Source organism: Bacillus sp. bc15, assembly GCF_900142585.1.
GTDB lineage: Bacteria > Bacillota > Bacilli > Bacillales > Bacillaceae_G > Bacillus_A > Bacillus_A cereus.
Genome location: NZ_FRBJ01000007.1, coordinates 17,232 through 31,780, shown reverse-complemented (window position 1 = coordinate 31,780; position 14,549 = coordinate 17,232). Strand labels below are relative to the sequence as shown.

Below are 14,549 nucleotides of genomic sequence, written 5' to 3'. Positions count from 1 at the left end.
ATTGATAGCATAATTAAATTATTGCTTCTATTAATTTATTTAGTGTTTGACCATAGTTAACTTTTCCCCAAAAATCATTAGAAATTTTTAAGTTTTTTACATTAAATATATCCATATATTTTTTAATTAAAATCTCAAATTCATTTTTATAGTACACTGCATCAAAAGAATTATAAAAAAACAAATTTTCAATGAATAAAACGTTAAGTTTTTTATCTAATTTTAAATCAATAGTTCCAATAATCTTTCCTTTTATTAAAATTGGTAAAGCATAATAACCATATTTTCTTTGATTTTTTGGTAAATAACTTTCTAAACGATAGTCTACTTCAAAGAGATTCATCAATCGAATTCGATACCAGATTAAATTATCAAATGGTGATAAAAAAGACATATGTTGTGGTTCATCATTTAATGTATTGCCAAATATAAAATCTTGATCGACTTCAAGAATATAAAATAATTCCGTGACATGTTCAATATTAATAGGTTTAATTACATTTTTCTCTATTAATCTAGTTATTGTTTGATTAACTAGATTTAATTTAATTCGATAGTAATCAGCTATATCTTTTGCACTAGCAATTCCCATAGATTTCAACGCACTTATGCAGTAATAACTATACATTTCTTCAAAATTAAAGACTCCCATTTCATTTTTTTCACAGGTATCACTTGGTATGTATAGTTTATTAAATTTTAAATCCCTAATTACTTGCACCATACCACTTCGCCAAAGATTATCTAGGGCTGAACGAACTGGGCTCATTTCCCAATTCGCAAGATCTGTTTTTGCTGTATAGAAATGTTCACTTATTTCTTTTGTAGTCAAAGGATTGCTAGTGAGTATAAGATGATAAACACTCAATATAAAGTCAATTTCTTCTTTACTCAATTTAACAAATAAAGACTGCTTAAATTCAAATAAACGATGAGAAGTATACTTAAATTGATTAGTAGGTAGTAATGACATAGCGTGAACATATGACTCAAATACTTGTCTCTCTTGATACAATTCAATAAGGTCCGATTCTTTATATGATTTTAATCGAGAATGAAAAACTAAATTATGACTTCTAGAAAAAACATTTATTGTATCTATTTGTATTAAACCTAAATCCTCTAATATACGTATAATCCCCTCTTTCCCTTGCAATTTGGGCTCATAATAAAGGTTTTGTCTATAAAGAAACATTCGAATTGCTTTTTCTTTAGAAATTTTGTACATTTGACATCCCTTTCTTATTGCTTCGAGTTATAATTGATAAAATAATTACCGTTAGTGATAAAATCCCTCCAAATATTAAAAAAGCTACAGAAACAAGTGGCTCACCAAAATTCATTACAAATGTACTTGCTAAAGTTGTCCCAAGAGGAAAACCAAATGCTCCGAATGAGGATAGAACAGTAAAAATGCGCCCCAACTTTTCTTCAGGAACATGCTGTTGAACAATCGTTCTCATATAAATCATTGCTGGTGCTGAAATAATACCAGATAATGAAAATAGCATTACAGCAACCCATAAATCCGATACTATAAAAAGGAAAGCATACACTATCCCATGAAGAATAATCGAGAACATAACAAGTTCATATAGACTGTGTTTAACTTTTAAAGCACCGATAACTAGTGAACCTATCACAATTCCAAAGGATGTAGCAGCACCTAGCATCCCATAGCCTGTTGCACCCTCCATTAGTTGGTTCTTATTAAAAATTGGAAGAAGTGTAGGTGATGTACCCCAAATTAATAAGTTCCATAGAAAACTAATTATCATTAAAGAAGCAATACTTTTGTTTTGAAAACTATAAGACAATCCCTCTCTAAATTCAGTATTCCAACTACTGAATTTTTGAGAAAGCTTTTGCTTTTGATTTTCTATACCTTTTACTAATTGCTTTTTAGGAAAAACATACATAAAAAAGATTGCAGAAATAAAAAATGTAATAGCGTTAAATATAAAAGCAATTTGAATGTATTCTTGTGAAGCAAGTATTCCACCAATTAATGGTCCTACAACTAATGCTAAATCAAATTGAATATACATGAGAGAATTCGCAGTAACCAAATTTGCTTTATCTACCGTTTTAGGAACAACCATATTTTCTCCAGCTTTAGTAATTGGTGCTAAAGAACTCGATATACATAGTAGGCCCAAAAATAAAGAAAAGTTTGCAATTGAATCCAAAGGAACAATTAATAAATATAGGAATAGGCATCCACGAATTATATTTGCTAATACTACGAGAGTTCTTGGAGAACGATCTACATATACTCCCCACAAAGGGCCAAGTAATATAGAAGGCAACTCTAAACATATTAATGCCAATGTAATAAAAAGAGGACTAAAAGTTTGATTATATAGCGTCCATATTATAACAACTACTGCAACTGCGTCACCTATACCTGAAATAAATGAACCGATCCAAAGTAATAAAAAACGTGGATTGAATAATAAAGGTTTATATTTCATTAGGTTCATATATTCTCTCCTTTATAATTACTTCCTCTTTTAAACTCAATGCTGATTTATGGAATACATACATTTTCCCAAGTGGTTCTCCTCTCAAGATTTGTTTTTTCTTTCTAGGTTCAAAAGCAATAGGAAGTCCTAAACCACTATGAAAAGATGGTAACATTTTAGATGTTAAGAGACCAGGGTGTGTAATAAACTCACTTATGCCTTCTAAAGGTTGGAAAAGTAAGACAAAATCTTTTGGAATCTCAACATTCCATCCTAATTTCCATTCAAATGATCCCTCACCATTCGGAACAAACATACTATGCCAAACACCGTCAATTATTGATTGATGAATTCTAAACCATCCGTCTGGTTTTAAACCAATATATATATCATCACGTTTTACCCAAAAATCAATCCCTCGAAGGTGTTGTATTTCTTCTAAATCTGTTGTGCTTTCCACCGATACCTGAACTTCTTCAACAGGTTCTATTATTACATCGATAGGTGAGCATATAATCCAACCTAATTCCTTGGCAAATTTGTATGGCCAGCAAGCTCCTTTTTTTCTTTTTTTATGAAACCAACGTATTTCGGAAAAATTTTCGCTCGATAAATTAACTTTCTCTTTTTCAGGTAAAATTGCCCATTCCGTTAAAGGGTAAAAAGTAACTTTATCCATTACAACACTCTCCTTAATTGTGAAAGAAAGGGAGCGTAAAACGCCCCCTTCCCAATAAATTATTAAGATTTAATATATTCTTTATCATTACTATTTATTTGATTTTCATAATGAACAGGATCGTAAATATTAATACTACATGGTCCGAGTCCTACCTTTATTACATCAACTTTTTCTTTCTTTTTTAAATCGATTACACTTAAAGAATTTGCATCATGCATTAAATCTGGTGAGAGATGTCGGCTAAATGCTGAGCATAAAATCACATGTTTTGCTTCATCGATTTTTAGTCCGCGTGGTGTCGGCCCAACAGGAATTTGTTTAACCTCTTTTTGTTGTAATGTATCTATTACGCTTACTGCATTTGAAGCTTCACAGCTTACATATAAAAAAGGTTCTTTTGGATCGGCAATAACTGCGCGTGGACCATAACCCACAGGAATTTCATTTTTTACTTTCATATCTAGTAAGTCAATTACGGAAACTGTATGTCTATGAGTGTTGGCTGAATATGCGTGTTTTCCATCATAGTGAGAAAATACGTGATAAGGTTTTGCATCTTTACCAAGGTATAACCTATAATTTTCTTTCATTTCTACTGGGTTATTATAGTTGATTTCAACAACCGAGATAGAATCTGCTCCCCAACAAGGTATATTTATATACTTTCCATCTGGAGTAACAGATAAAGCACGAGGATTATCTCCTACAGGAATTCTCGTTATTTCTTCTCGTTTAGAAGTGTCTATTACTGATACATCAGCAGAACCAGAATTTGAAACAAATAACAATGAGCTGTCTGGGGTTAAAGCTACTCCACGTGGTGACAATCCAACAGTTACACGAGTAACTTCACGGTTATTCGCTAAGTCAATTATAGAGATTGTATTTCCCGCACAATTAGAAACATAACCGTACACACCTTTTTGGTCGATTGCCATTCCTCCTCGAGGGCTCCCACCGATAGGAATACGACCAACTTCCTTATTTTCTGTTAAATCAACAACAGAAATATCATTAGAATCTGTATTTGTTACATATGCTAAACGTTTCAGACCAATCACTCCTTGTCATTTGTTTTGTATTACAGAAATAATTCTATAAATTTCCTTTATATTAATCAATACCTTATAAAGTAATAGTTTTTGATAAATATTTGTATAAAAATACTATTAAATTATCTAAATATATTCCTTAATATTTTCATTATTTGATTATAAAAAAATGCCTTCCTCTATCTCCTTTTTTGATTCCATTCTATTCTTCACTTAACTAATAGGGATTACCATATTGAAAAAGAAAACTTACGTTTAGACACATTTAAACAAAAAAACACTATACATTGAGAACACAATGATAGATAATTGGTTATACAATTTTTAACTTTTGTTGACTTGAGCCTTTTTTACTATAGCTCATCTGGCAATTGGTCAATATCCATTTCTATAATTTTAGAATTTGTGGATGAATTCTTGTAAACTACATCTTAAAATAATAAAAAACAGAAGATTTATTGGAATAACGTTAAAAAGACCCCATATTACTTTTAAAGAGTTTAATATGATTCTATACTTATAGTATTGTTACAATAAACAAAGTCTCTTAAAAACGAATCTGAAAGGTCATTTTTAAGTTACGAAAACAAATTTTTGGATTTTGTGTAAATAAAAGAGAAAAAGATCCGTTTTATGGACCCTTTTTCCTTTTGTTATTTTAAATTAGTGTAATCTGTATTGACCTGTTAATTGCTCTTCAGCCATTCGAACTAAGCGTTTGGTAATTTCTCCACCGACAGAGCCATTTGCACGTGATGATGTATCTGGTCCAAGTTTGACTCCTAATTCACGGGCAATTTCATACTTCATTTGCTCAATAGCACTTGTAGCAGCAGGAATAAGAATTTCATTTGTATTACTTTCGTATCTTTGAATATTCATAATTGCACCTCCACTATATTTATATATAACATGTGCTTAATTATGATATTTATACGTAAGTAAACTATTTTCTTCTATTATTTTTAGGAGAACTCTTTTTCGTTCTCTCTTTCCCATATTCCACTAATTGAATTTGAAACACATCTGAATCCTGAATTCCTAACACGTTCATTTCTTCTCTAAATGAACGCTAGGGCTTTACTTTTATTTATTTTTCTTGACCATTTCTTAATGTATAGATTCTAGAGTACTCTATAATTAACCCTCCTCAACGTTAAATAATATACATTGTATACATTGCATTTCAGTATAACAATAAAACCGCCTGTAAGGACGGTTTCTCTTTGCGTTATTTTTTTATGGCTCTACGCTTTCTTATTTTCTCTTTAATATATTTTATGTTACGTATACCGAGACGAATTGAAGCGAAGAAAAGGTAAATCATTATAACGGTGTAGACTACTAACCAACACGTATACATAAATGTACCTTGAAATCCATTTTCGGTAAGCCAGTTAGTCACCCACATACCACCAAAGTAAGCTGGGATTGTTAGCAAGCTTACATCTTTAGGATCTGTCGCAAGATAAATCATTAAAAATAGAAAAGCGAGTGCCCCTATCGTACTAACATTTTCAAGAATCATTTTCAAAAACCACCTACTTTATAATTTGTATTATATCAATAATTCACTATCTTACTCGCATATTGTCCCTGTATTCTTGATTACTGCTTCTTCTTTCTGCTGTCATATAACGACTTCCCTACCATGATGAGAAATACAATAAATATAGTTATATAAGGGTTATCGAAAACTAGGAAATATACGCTAACTGCAAACATAAATGCTAAAATTAAATATCCCAATTCTCCCACCTCGTCACGCCAAAAATATATTCATACTTTTATGCTCTTTCCTTCTTGTTTAAAGTTTTAAAGCCTGTTTTCCTACTTAAAACAGGAACTTTTATTTTCAAAAAACCAAAAATAGGCAGTAACAATAAAATTAGATGGGAGAACACCTAATTTTAAAAGCCCTTTTGCTTCAACTATTAACCATTGGGGGATTAGCTCCCTCCACTGACAGAGCCAATTGCACGTGCTGATGTATCTATTCCAAGTGTAACTCCTAATTTACAAGCTGTCACTAAACATAACTACAAAAGTACTCTTGATTGAATGTATTTTTTTATCAATAACCAGCTTTCGTATTATTTTTCATACGAATAAAACCCTTGTTAATTATATAAAAAACACATAATAAAATAAGGTTTTTATATTGAAATCTTATATCAACATATCCGCAAATGAAGCCCCCACATTATTCTTTCGTTTCATATGCTTCTCTAAATAGATCTTTGTTGTTTGAATATTTTCGTGCCCAAGTGTTTGCATTAAATGATATAAATCTGCATTTCCTTGTTCAACTGCCATGATTGCAAAAGCATGACGGAATGTATGTGCCGTTACAGGATTTTCACGATACTGTAGAAAATCTAAATTTGTCTTTTTTATCATGTCTGTTACCTGGTTGGATAACGTTTTTGGATTATAAAAATTCCCTCTTTGATTTACGAATAAAGGACATTCATCTCCCCTATCCAATATAGTTTGGAATCCCCTTCTCCGTCTCATTTCGCTAATACATTGGAATAAATGCTCAGGAATGAAAAGTTCACGTACTTTATCCCCTTTTCCTGTGACTTTTAACCAATACTTTCCGTCATAATGTAAGTCTTTCACTCTCGCGGTGCACAATTCTTGAATTCTTGCACCGGTACTTGCTAAAGCGAGTAAAATTGTATAGTTTACTAAATGCCCTCGTTCTTTATAAAATCCTAAAATTTTCATCACTTCATCATAAGATAGGTCCCGATTTGGCCGATCCTGTTCATTTACATTAGCGCGCTGCAGTTCTTCATGAAGAGGTCTTTCAATATAAGCAAATACATGAAGATGTTTTAGAAAAGAACGTATAAGTACTGATTTTTTTGCAAGTGTTGCGACCGCGTACGTATCTCCATTTCTACCGTTCTCTACCTGCTTTAACCAAGCATTATATTTACGAATATGCCAAGGTTGCAATGTTTTTAATAAAGATTCGTTTTGTTGTACCTCTTCCCCATTCAATTCAAATTCTTCTGCATGCTGCACCATGCACTGACAAAATGACAAGATTTCGGACACATAACTCTTTTTCGTATCCTCTTTTCTATTCTTCTTTTCATCCATATCTTTTTGTAAATGTACAAAATGATAAATGACTTCTATATCACTTAAATACGTATATTTACTCTTTCCCTCTTTTTCTGCAACTTCCATCTTCTCTTCCACTTTATCTACATGACGATTGTTATACAAGAATGGAACGATATCTCTTATATTCTCTACATATGTATCTATATATTTACTTTTATTTTTTATAATAGGTAAGTTTTCTTTTACACTTTCATTATCCATATTTCAAATTCACCTCTCCTATTGAAGATTATGAATACAATTATCTTTATTATCTATACTTATCATTTTATTTCACTTCTATTAATTATACAAATGATAATTCCTATTATTTCTGTAAGAATCCTACATTCTTCTCTATTAACCTACGTTTATATTTTTTTATAATTTATTAATAAATATATAAAGTTTAATCGTTTATTATTTAACATTAAAATTAATTTTATAATAAAATCAACTATACAACGCAATTAAAATACAAAACAAATTACATGTATGTTTTAATTATAATTATGTATAAGAACTTTAATAATTGCTATTTCTTATTTTAAATATATATCATATTCTGATATGATATATACATATCTAAAATACTAGCAAACAATAATTATGGAGGTGTCATTTCATGACACAAGATTTATTGTTCATTACAAAACCTACTGTAACGACAAAAGAGGCAGCCGGCTTATTAGGGGTAACGGTACAAACAATTTTACAAAAAGAAAAAGATGGATTAATAAAGTGTGTATATAAAGATAACTGGAAGCAATTCGGTAGTAAGATTTATTATTTAGAGGATATTAAACGTTTAAAGAATATTGAAGAGGTTGAAGGATATAGCACAAAAGAAGCAGCTGAAATTCTTAATGTAGCACCATCTACAGTTTTTACCTATATCAAATCTGGTAAATTACCTGCTTCAAAGATAGAAAAGCGTGGAAAAGAAGTATATATCATTGATAAAGATGACCTTGAAACCTTTCAACTTACTTATGAAAAAACTACCTCAAAAGAGCGAAAAACATTCATTACTAAGATTCAAGAGGAAGAGATATATTTATATCAATTATTAACACATCAACACAATGGAAAAACAGCTAGGGTAATAGAGATTAATGGAGCAGATGGCAAGATTCTTACAGAAGACGAAGAAATTTTTCCTCTATCCACTTATAAGGAACGTGATTATTCCTTTGAGCCTTTCCATAAACCAGCTGTAATTACGAAACGTGGGTATTTATCTTTTTCATTTAAAAAACCTCAGCTATTTCATTCTATCACTTATAATCTAATAAATTTATTTTATAAAGAGCTAGGTGTCACAAATATGCGATTGAGTGTTTCATCTGATACTATTACATTAGAAATTAAACCTTTTGTATTACAAGTTGATCCAGTTCAGTTTCAAGAGGAGATTAAATACTTACATTCTCACATGAAATCCGGCACGATACTTCCGCACGTAGAAGGTATTTACTTTAAAAGTAATGTAGAGTCATTAACTTTTCATGCAGATCATGAATTCAAGCAAAAAATAGTGCAAATGGCAGCGGACGCGGGTATGGGACAGGAAGAATTTTTATTACAAGCTGTAAAATCTTATATAACAAATTTGGAACAGCAATAAATTTGTTATCTTTTTTATGAATGAAATTGTATAGATCAATTTGATATTAAACAACTTAAAAAAGCCATATTACATTTCAAATGTAGTATGGCTCTTATTATTTAGATCAAAATTTAAAAATTTTATTATTCATTTACAAAAAATGCTTGTTGAAAGTTAAATAAGAATTCTTTAGCCCCTAAAACTAAAAATTGTAACCCTTACTAAGGGTTACAATTTTTTATTAACAAACATAATACTTAATTCCCATCAATTAACTGATTACTTAATATTTTCCACTTGTTTTGCATTTGAATATACAGCAAAATACGATAGTAGCATACCTAAACCTCCAATTAGAACAATTATTAAAGACATTGTCATTGATTGGAGAAAAGTTCCTATAGTGATTCCTAGACTTGCTAATATAGAAGCACCCTGAATTGAAAAAGAACCTAACGCTAAGTAAGATGCCCTTTTATCTCTAGGTATTAACTCCACTTGTAATACTTGTCTAATTGGGGAATAAATTAATTCACCAATTGTAGCTATAGTAATAAAAAACATTAAAACTAGCCATTGATTAGAAATTGCTAGAACTCCATATCCTATCACATTTATTAATATCCCTATTAAAAAAACTTTTCTTTGATTAAATTTCTTTATCATATTACTAACAACAAATGTTAATGTAACCGCCAAAATCGTATTAGTAATCACTAATAGGCTCATCATTTTTATACCATCTAATTGGAAATTGAAAATTTTCATCGGAATAAACTCTTCTGCTAGTCTAACTCCAATATAGTTACCTAAAGATAATTCCGCTGAAAAAATACATATTCCACCGACAACAAAAGAAAGCCATTTTTTATCCTTTGCAGCTAAAAAATAGTTTAATAACATATCCTTGATGCTTATATTTGTTTCCTTATTATATAAGTGGTTTAATTCATCTTCCTTGTCATCAATAAATACCTGATATATATAAGTGGTAGCAAATAAAATTATAGTAAGCATAGTGAATAACTCAAATCTATATTTAACGTAGAATAATCCACCTATTACCATCCCTAACGATAAGGATACATTATATAACCAATAATCAAATGTATAGATGGATTTTCTATTATCTTTAGTAGTTGAATCAATTATTATTGCATCCATTGCTGACTTATGCAAACTACCTACTATAGCTGATAACATAAAGAAAATAATTACACCTGATACTTTATTTATTAAAGGATATAAGAAAATAGTCATTCCTAAATATGATATCGCATTACTAAGCTGCCCTATTAGTAGAATTTTTTTTCTTGGATACCTATCTGCAAGATACCCCCCAATAAGAGAAGAAAGGAATTGAAGAATAATATTCAAGGTAAGTAAAAAACCAGTTAATACCTTCCCTATCTCATCCGAAAAATATAATGCCATAAAAGGTAAAACAGTTCTTGTAGCAAATCTATTAAAAAAGGAACAGATTAATTTTATTTTTATATTTGCATGGAATTTTCTAAACATTAGTATTCCGTCTTTTTCTTTTAGATTAGCCATATTTAATTAATCCATAATAACTTTAATTTTAGCTATAGCTTCTTGAGCAGCCGACAAAGTTTTTTCTGCTGAATTTCCCTTTGTAATTACATGCCCTAACCTACCAAAGCTACTATCAGCGTCTGTTATTTGATCTCCCTCTTTGATTCCAACTGATAATTCGACAATATTTTCATCTTGAACGGTATCATTATTATTTATTATTGTCCTTACTGTGCCAATTTCTCCTTCTTTAAACCAAATAGAAGCATATCGCTTGTAATGTGTAATATCTTGTATTTTATCAATTACCTGCTCACCAATTGAATTTCTTGCAGTCATTTCTAAAATATCTATATCTACACTTACAATTTCATATAGTTTAGAAATCATATCCCCACCTAAGCGAACATGTGTCTCGATTGCTTTTGGACCATTATTTGTCAACATAATTTCTGTGTGTGAAGGACCATTTTTAATATCAATTGCATCTAGAACTGTTTTGACAAATTTCTTTACTTCATTGCTTTCTTTTTCGGAGAGACCACTTGGAACTGTATGTCCAATTTCTACAAAGTTTTTATTATTCTTATGTTTCTTAGTAATACAATAAACCTTATGCTTGCGATCTTCCGTAAATGCTTCAACACTATACTCCTCCCCACAGATAAACTCCTCTGCACAAAGTAAATATTGAGAGAATTTTTCTCTATACTTTTTGAAATCTTTCTCTAAATCAGGGTATTCACTCTCTATTTTCCATATCCCCGTGCTTGCAGTAGAATTAAGTGGTTTGAGAATTATTGGTACTTTTGTTTCTTTCATAAAAGCATTAAGATCATTAAATGTATCGACCAGTATACTTTTTGTATTATCAATATTTAATTCTCTTAACCTTTGCCTAAAGGCAAATTTATTATTCACAAGATTTATAGTGTCTAAATTATGGTCATAACTAATTCCTAACTCCCGAGAAATTTTGAAAGCAATCTCTTGAAAGTCTTCATGAAAAGTAGCTATAAAGTTAATTTTATTGACTTTGTTTATAGCTCTTGCAAATTCGATAAACGCTTCATCACTTGATGATTCCGGCAAAGTAATTACCCTGTCATAAATTTTAGAATAATAAGGCTTTATTTTCTTAGTTGTATTAAGAATTGATATTTCTGCCCCTAAAGCCTTTATCCTTTTATGGATTTCTGAAAATCCACCTAAAACTAATATATGCTTAGACATAAAACACACCTCTTCGTTTTTAATTTTCAGTTAATAATTCCTTAAGATCAACATTAATAGAAGAATCTAAGCTTAAAGCCTTGTTTCTAATAGAGTTTCTACTTTTAACAAACTTTCTTGCTTCATTTTTAAACATGTTATCTACCATCGAACTCGCTAAAATCCAATCAGGTTTAATCCCATAAGTTTGACTTATATTTTGTATATCAACTATCCCATTTTTTAAAAACCTAGAATTTTGTTTAAGAATTGATTTATATATATCTACGGAATAAATATTTATTTTATCTAAAATATCCGAAAATTCTCGGTCCTTATCCCTTATACTATATCCTTGCTCATTTAATGAGGCCTCTAAAAATTTAAATATATTATTTTTATTTGCATCTGAAAAATTAATACTATTTAAAGAAGCTGCCACTTCTCTCATTAACTTTTTCAAAAAATGCCCATGATAACTAGCACTCACTTCGACTAAACCATCTTTGACCAAGAATGCGATTGACCTTAACAATAGAGTGATCTTCATTATAAGTGTATCTTTTAAATTTAACTCAGTTGATACGTAATTATAGAGTGGAAAAATACTATCAATAAGGACTATTTTATCTAATTGATTTAATATTAGTGATAATCTTTCTTGAAAGATAGCAATATCAGATGTCCAAACTCCATTATGTTTAATAAAAGATATAGATCCTAAAGGGACACAACCATTTTTGTATTTGTAATAAGGGTATGTATAGAAACCTTTTGGTCTATTAGATCCGATATTAAACTCTTCCATATTACGCCAAACAAACAATTGACTCTCCTGTATTCCTTCTAAAATAAAAGATCGTCTTATTTCCTCCTCATTTGCTATTCTAAATAATAGATTTTCCTTAGACAATCCTAATCCTTCTAGAAAACCAAATATATGATTCAATGTATATCTTGGCGATTCACTAGCTAAATTAAATATACTTAGGGAAACCTCTGTAGGATTAGCCAGTGGGGTATTCCCAACTCCATCTAATTTATTACCAAAAAAAACTGCTTGTTTTGTTACATAATCTTGCGAATCTTTCTCATTACTTAAATTATTAAATAATGAAATATTTGCGGATATAGCAGACATATTAAAGTACGTCTCTTCATTGTTACGGACTATTTTCTTTTCATGTAGCAATTTATAATCTAAATCGAGGAAATATTTTATAAATTCATTTGTTATTTCCTTAGATTTAACCTTCATTATACTAATTCCTTTTCTTTTTTTATAAGAGTAACATAGCCCTCTCTAATAATATCGGACTTGTTTACTCCTAATTCCAATATTAGATTTTCTATCTTTTTCATAGCTTCATTAGATTCTTCCAAAACAAGTAATTCAACTTCTACAAATTCACCTAAATCTTTAATAATATCTATATTTAGAGTAAAATCATCTTTTTTATAAGTTCTTCTGTATTTATCTATAACTAAAATTGATGACAAAGAATCTTCCATAAGTGTTCTAATAAATGTTAAATTGTCACCATCAATATTAATTTCTAACTCATCCCAAATACCTGGTTCAATGGTTTTCTTCCTTACTGCACTGTTTCCTTTTTGAGAATCAGTTCTTAGTCTATAAATATATGATCCAACTACATCTCCTTCTTTTTCGAAACCCTTGTGCTTAAAATATTCATCTATTTGCCTTTTTGCTGATAATAGGGTGAAATTCAAATCCGATAACTTCCCATGTATATATTCTGCATTATTAATTTTAAATCTTAATTCAACTTCCTTCATACCTGTACCTCCATTTTGTGTTGTTCTTTGTATTCAAGCTGTTTTTTTCTAATTTCATTAAAATGGTTACTATTTATAAACTGTTCCATTCCCATATAAGTATTTTCATTTGTTCTATGTACACATAAACGCACATTATGTTCATCTAATTTATTCTCTAAACGAATTCCATAGAAATATTCACCACATGTATCATTCTTTTTCAACTCGCAAGAATTACACATAGAGTCCAGGAATTGAGGTAACAATATCTTAAATCCGATTTCCCTTTTACCTGGAATATCATAAAAAATTGTTCCACTGGAAGCTCCGTAAATATATTTCCTCCTTTTTTCAACAGCACCATACGAATCTAGTAATTCTCTTACTGCGTTTACCGATTCTTCTAATAGGTTAACTTCATGAAGTATTCTCATATCAATATCATGCTTAAAGGACCAATCAATTACCTCTTTAATCCTTGAAATATCTTTATGTGAAGCCATTACAGTATTTAATTTAACTTTTACTCCGGCTTCCTTAGCTGCAAAAATACTATTAAATTGTCTATCTTGTTGTATCTTAGTCCACTTTAATGAACGATCAATTTGTGTTGAGTGAAGCTCTTCTGTTTCAATTGCATGTAAACTAAAATTAATTCCATCTATACCTGACTTTATTACTTTATTAATAATTTCTTCTGAATTTCCCACACTAGTCATCTTCACCGTGAATCCATGTTTTTTCAAAAATTTAATAGAATCCACTAATCCATTATATGTTGTAGGCTCTCCTCCAGTAATATGCACTTCATTAATTTCAAGTGAATTACATAAATTCAAGAATTTTTCTGAGAATTCACCTTTAAATTCAATGTCCTTCGTAATTTTCGGATTTCTCGCACCAGTGCCTTCATTATGACACCACCAACAATTCCAATGACATCTATCTGTAATTTTAATTCTAATAGATTTCAAAGGTACCACTTCACTGTTTTCTTTAGGACTTAAAAAAGATAGTACTTCAGCTTTATTATTAAATTTCAAAATAACTTACCTCCACTTTAGAATTTTCAGTTAATTCTAGGTGTTAAA

13 protein-coding genes are annotated in these 14,549 nt (G+C 30.0%); 1 reads left to right on the top strand and 12 read right to left on the bottom strand.

The window, feature by feature from the left end:
• Positions 1-13: 13 nt before the first annotated feature.
• From BUA87_RS20835 to BUA87_RS20805, 7 genes are all read right to left on the bottom strand, one after another.
• Complete coding sequence (locus tag BUA87_RS20835) at positions 14-1,228, bottom strand: DNA glycosylase AlkZ-like family protein (protein ID WP_071715032.1); 1,215 nt, start codon at positions 1,226-1,228, stop codon at positions 14-16.
• The gene (locus BUA87_RS20830; RefSeq protein WP_071715033.1) at positions 1,212-2,483 is read right to left on the bottom strand and encodes an MFS transporter; all 1,272 of its coding nucleotides are present in this window, start codon (positions 2,481-2,483) and stop codon (positions 1,212-1,214) included. Before BUA87_RS20830 ends, BUA87_RS20835 begins: the two co-directional genes overlap by 17 nt.
• Entirely contained in the window at positions 2,464-3,144 is a 681-nt protein-coding gene (locus BUA87_RS20825; protein WP_072940628.1) for a hypothetical protein, read from the bottom strand. Before BUA87_RS20825 ends, BUA87_RS20830 begins: the two co-directional genes overlap by 20 nt.
• Before the next feature lie 62 nt (positions 3,145-3,206).
• On the bottom strand, positions 3,207-4,208 hold the full coding sequence (locus tag BUA87_RS20820) for a YncE family protein (RefSeq protein ID WP_071715036.1): 1,002 nt from the start codon (positions 4,206-4,208) through the stop codon (positions 3,207-3,209).
• Positions 4,209-4,862: 654 nt separating this feature from the next.
• Positions 4,863-5,081 carry an alpha/beta-type small acid-soluble spore protein gene (locus BUA87_RS20815; protein ID WP_072940625.1) on the bottom strand — a complete coding sequence of 73 codons (219 nt, stop codon included), beginning with the start codon at positions 5,079-5,081 and terminating at the stop codon, positions 4,863-4,865.
• Positions 5,082-5,430: 349 nt separating this feature from the next.
• Complete coding sequence (locus tag BUA87_RS20810) at positions 5,431-5,727, bottom strand: hypothetical protein (RefSeq protein WP_072940622.1); 297 nt, start codon at positions 5,725-5,727, stop codon at positions 5,431-5,433.
• A gap of 641 nt (positions 5,728-6,368) precedes the next feature.
• A complete protein-coding gene (locus tag BUA87_RS20805; protein WP_072940620.1) occupies positions 6,369-7,541 on the bottom strand; it encodes a tyrosine-type recombinase/integrase in 1,173 nt (390 codons plus the stop codon).
• A gap of 403 nt (positions 7,542-7,944) precedes the next feature.
• Between BUA87_RS20805 and BUA87_RS20800 the strand changes: the two genes are divergently transcribed.
• Positions 7,945-8,946, top strand: coding sequence for a helix-turn-helix domain-containing protein (locus BUA87_RS20800; RefSeq protein ID WP_072940617.1), 1,002 nt, complete (start codon positions 7,945-7,947; stop codon positions 8,944-8,946).
• A 261-nt stretch (positions 8,947-9,207) separates the two neighbouring features.
• Here BUA87_RS20800 and BUA87_RS20795 read toward each other — a convergent pair whose 3' ends face one another.
• From BUA87_RS20795 to BUA87_RS20775, 5 genes are read right to left on the bottom strand one after another with little or no spacing between them, the layout of a single operon-like run.
• A complete protein-coding gene (locus BUA87_RS20795) occupies positions 9,208-10,482 on the bottom strand; it encodes an MFS transporter (protein ID WP_072940614.1) in 1,275 nt (424 codons plus the stop codon).
• Between the two features lie 6 nt (positions 10,483-10,488).
• Complete coding sequence (locus tag BUA87_RS20790) at positions 10,489-11,697, bottom strand: ATP-grasp domain-containing protein (protein WP_072940610.1); 1,209 nt, start codon at positions 11,695-11,697, stop codon at positions 10,489-10,491.
• Between the two features lie 19 nt (positions 11,698-11,716).
• A complete protein-coding gene (locus tag BUA87_RS20785) occupies positions 11,717-12,934 on the bottom strand; it encodes a hypothetical protein (protein WP_072940605.1) in 1,218 nt (405 codons plus the stop codon).
• On the bottom strand, positions 12,934-13,476 hold the full coding sequence (locus BUA87_RS20780) for a CYTH domain-containing protein (RefSeq protein WP_071715043.1): 543 nt from the start codon (positions 13,474-13,476) through the stop codon (positions 12,934-12,936). The genes BUA87_RS20785 and BUA87_RS20780 overlap by 1 nt, the downstream gene beginning before the upstream one ends.
• Positions 13,473-14,501 (bottom strand): radical SAM protein, encoded by a 1,029-nt coding sequence (locus BUA87_RS20775; protein WP_071715044.1) that lies wholly within the window; start codon positions 14,499-14,501, stop codon positions 13,473-13,475. Before BUA87_RS20775 ends, BUA87_RS20780 begins: the two co-directional genes overlap by 4 nt.
• Between the last annotated feature and the right edge of the window lie 48 nt (positions 14,502-14,549).

Bases quoted from the DNA above. Each gene is read 5' to 3' on its own strand.
- BUA87_RS20785 (WP_072940605.1), bottom strand. From the start codon at position 12,934: ATGAAGGTTAAATCTAAGGAAATAACAAATGAATTTATAAAATATTTC.
- BUA87_RS20780 (WP_071715043.1), bottom strand. From the start codon at position 13,476: ATGAAGGAAGTTGAATTAAGATTTAAAATTAATAATGCAGAATATATA.
- BUA87_RS20810 (WP_072940622.1), bottom strand. From the start codon at position 5,727: ATGATTCTTGAAAATGTTAGTACGATAGGGGCACTCGCTTTTCTATTT.
- BUA87_RS20825 (WP_072940628.1), bottom strand. From the start codon at position 3,144: ATGGATAAAGTTACTTTTTACCCTTTAACGGAATGGGCAATTTTACCT.
- BUA87_RS20835 (WP_071715032.1), bottom strand. From the start codon at position 1,228: ATGTACAAAATTTCTAAAGAAAAAGCAATTCGAATGTTTCTTTATAGA.
- BUA87_RS20815 (WP_072940625.1), bottom strand. From the start codon at position 5,081: ATGAATATTCAAAGATACGAAAGTAATACAAATGAAATTCTTATTCCT.
- BUA87_RS20805 (WP_072940620.1), bottom strand. From the start codon at position 7,541: ATGGATAATGAAAGTGTAAAAGAAAACTTACCTATTATAAAAAATAAA.
- BUA87_RS20800 (WP_072940617.1), top strand. From the start codon at position 7,945: ATGACACAAGATTTATTGTTCATTACAAAACCTACTGTAACGACAAAA.
- BUA87_RS20790 (WP_072940610.1), bottom strand. From the start codon at position 11,697: ATGTCTAAGCATATATTAGTTTTAGGTGGATTTTCAGAAATCCATAAA.
- BUA87_RS20795 (WP_072940614.1), bottom strand. From the start codon at position 10,482: ATGGCTAATCTAAAAGAAAAAGACGGAATACTAATGTTTAGAAAATTC.
- BUA87_RS20830 (WP_071715033.1), bottom strand. From the start codon at position 2,483: ATGAACCTAATGAAATATAAACCTTTATTATTCAATCCACGTTTTTTA.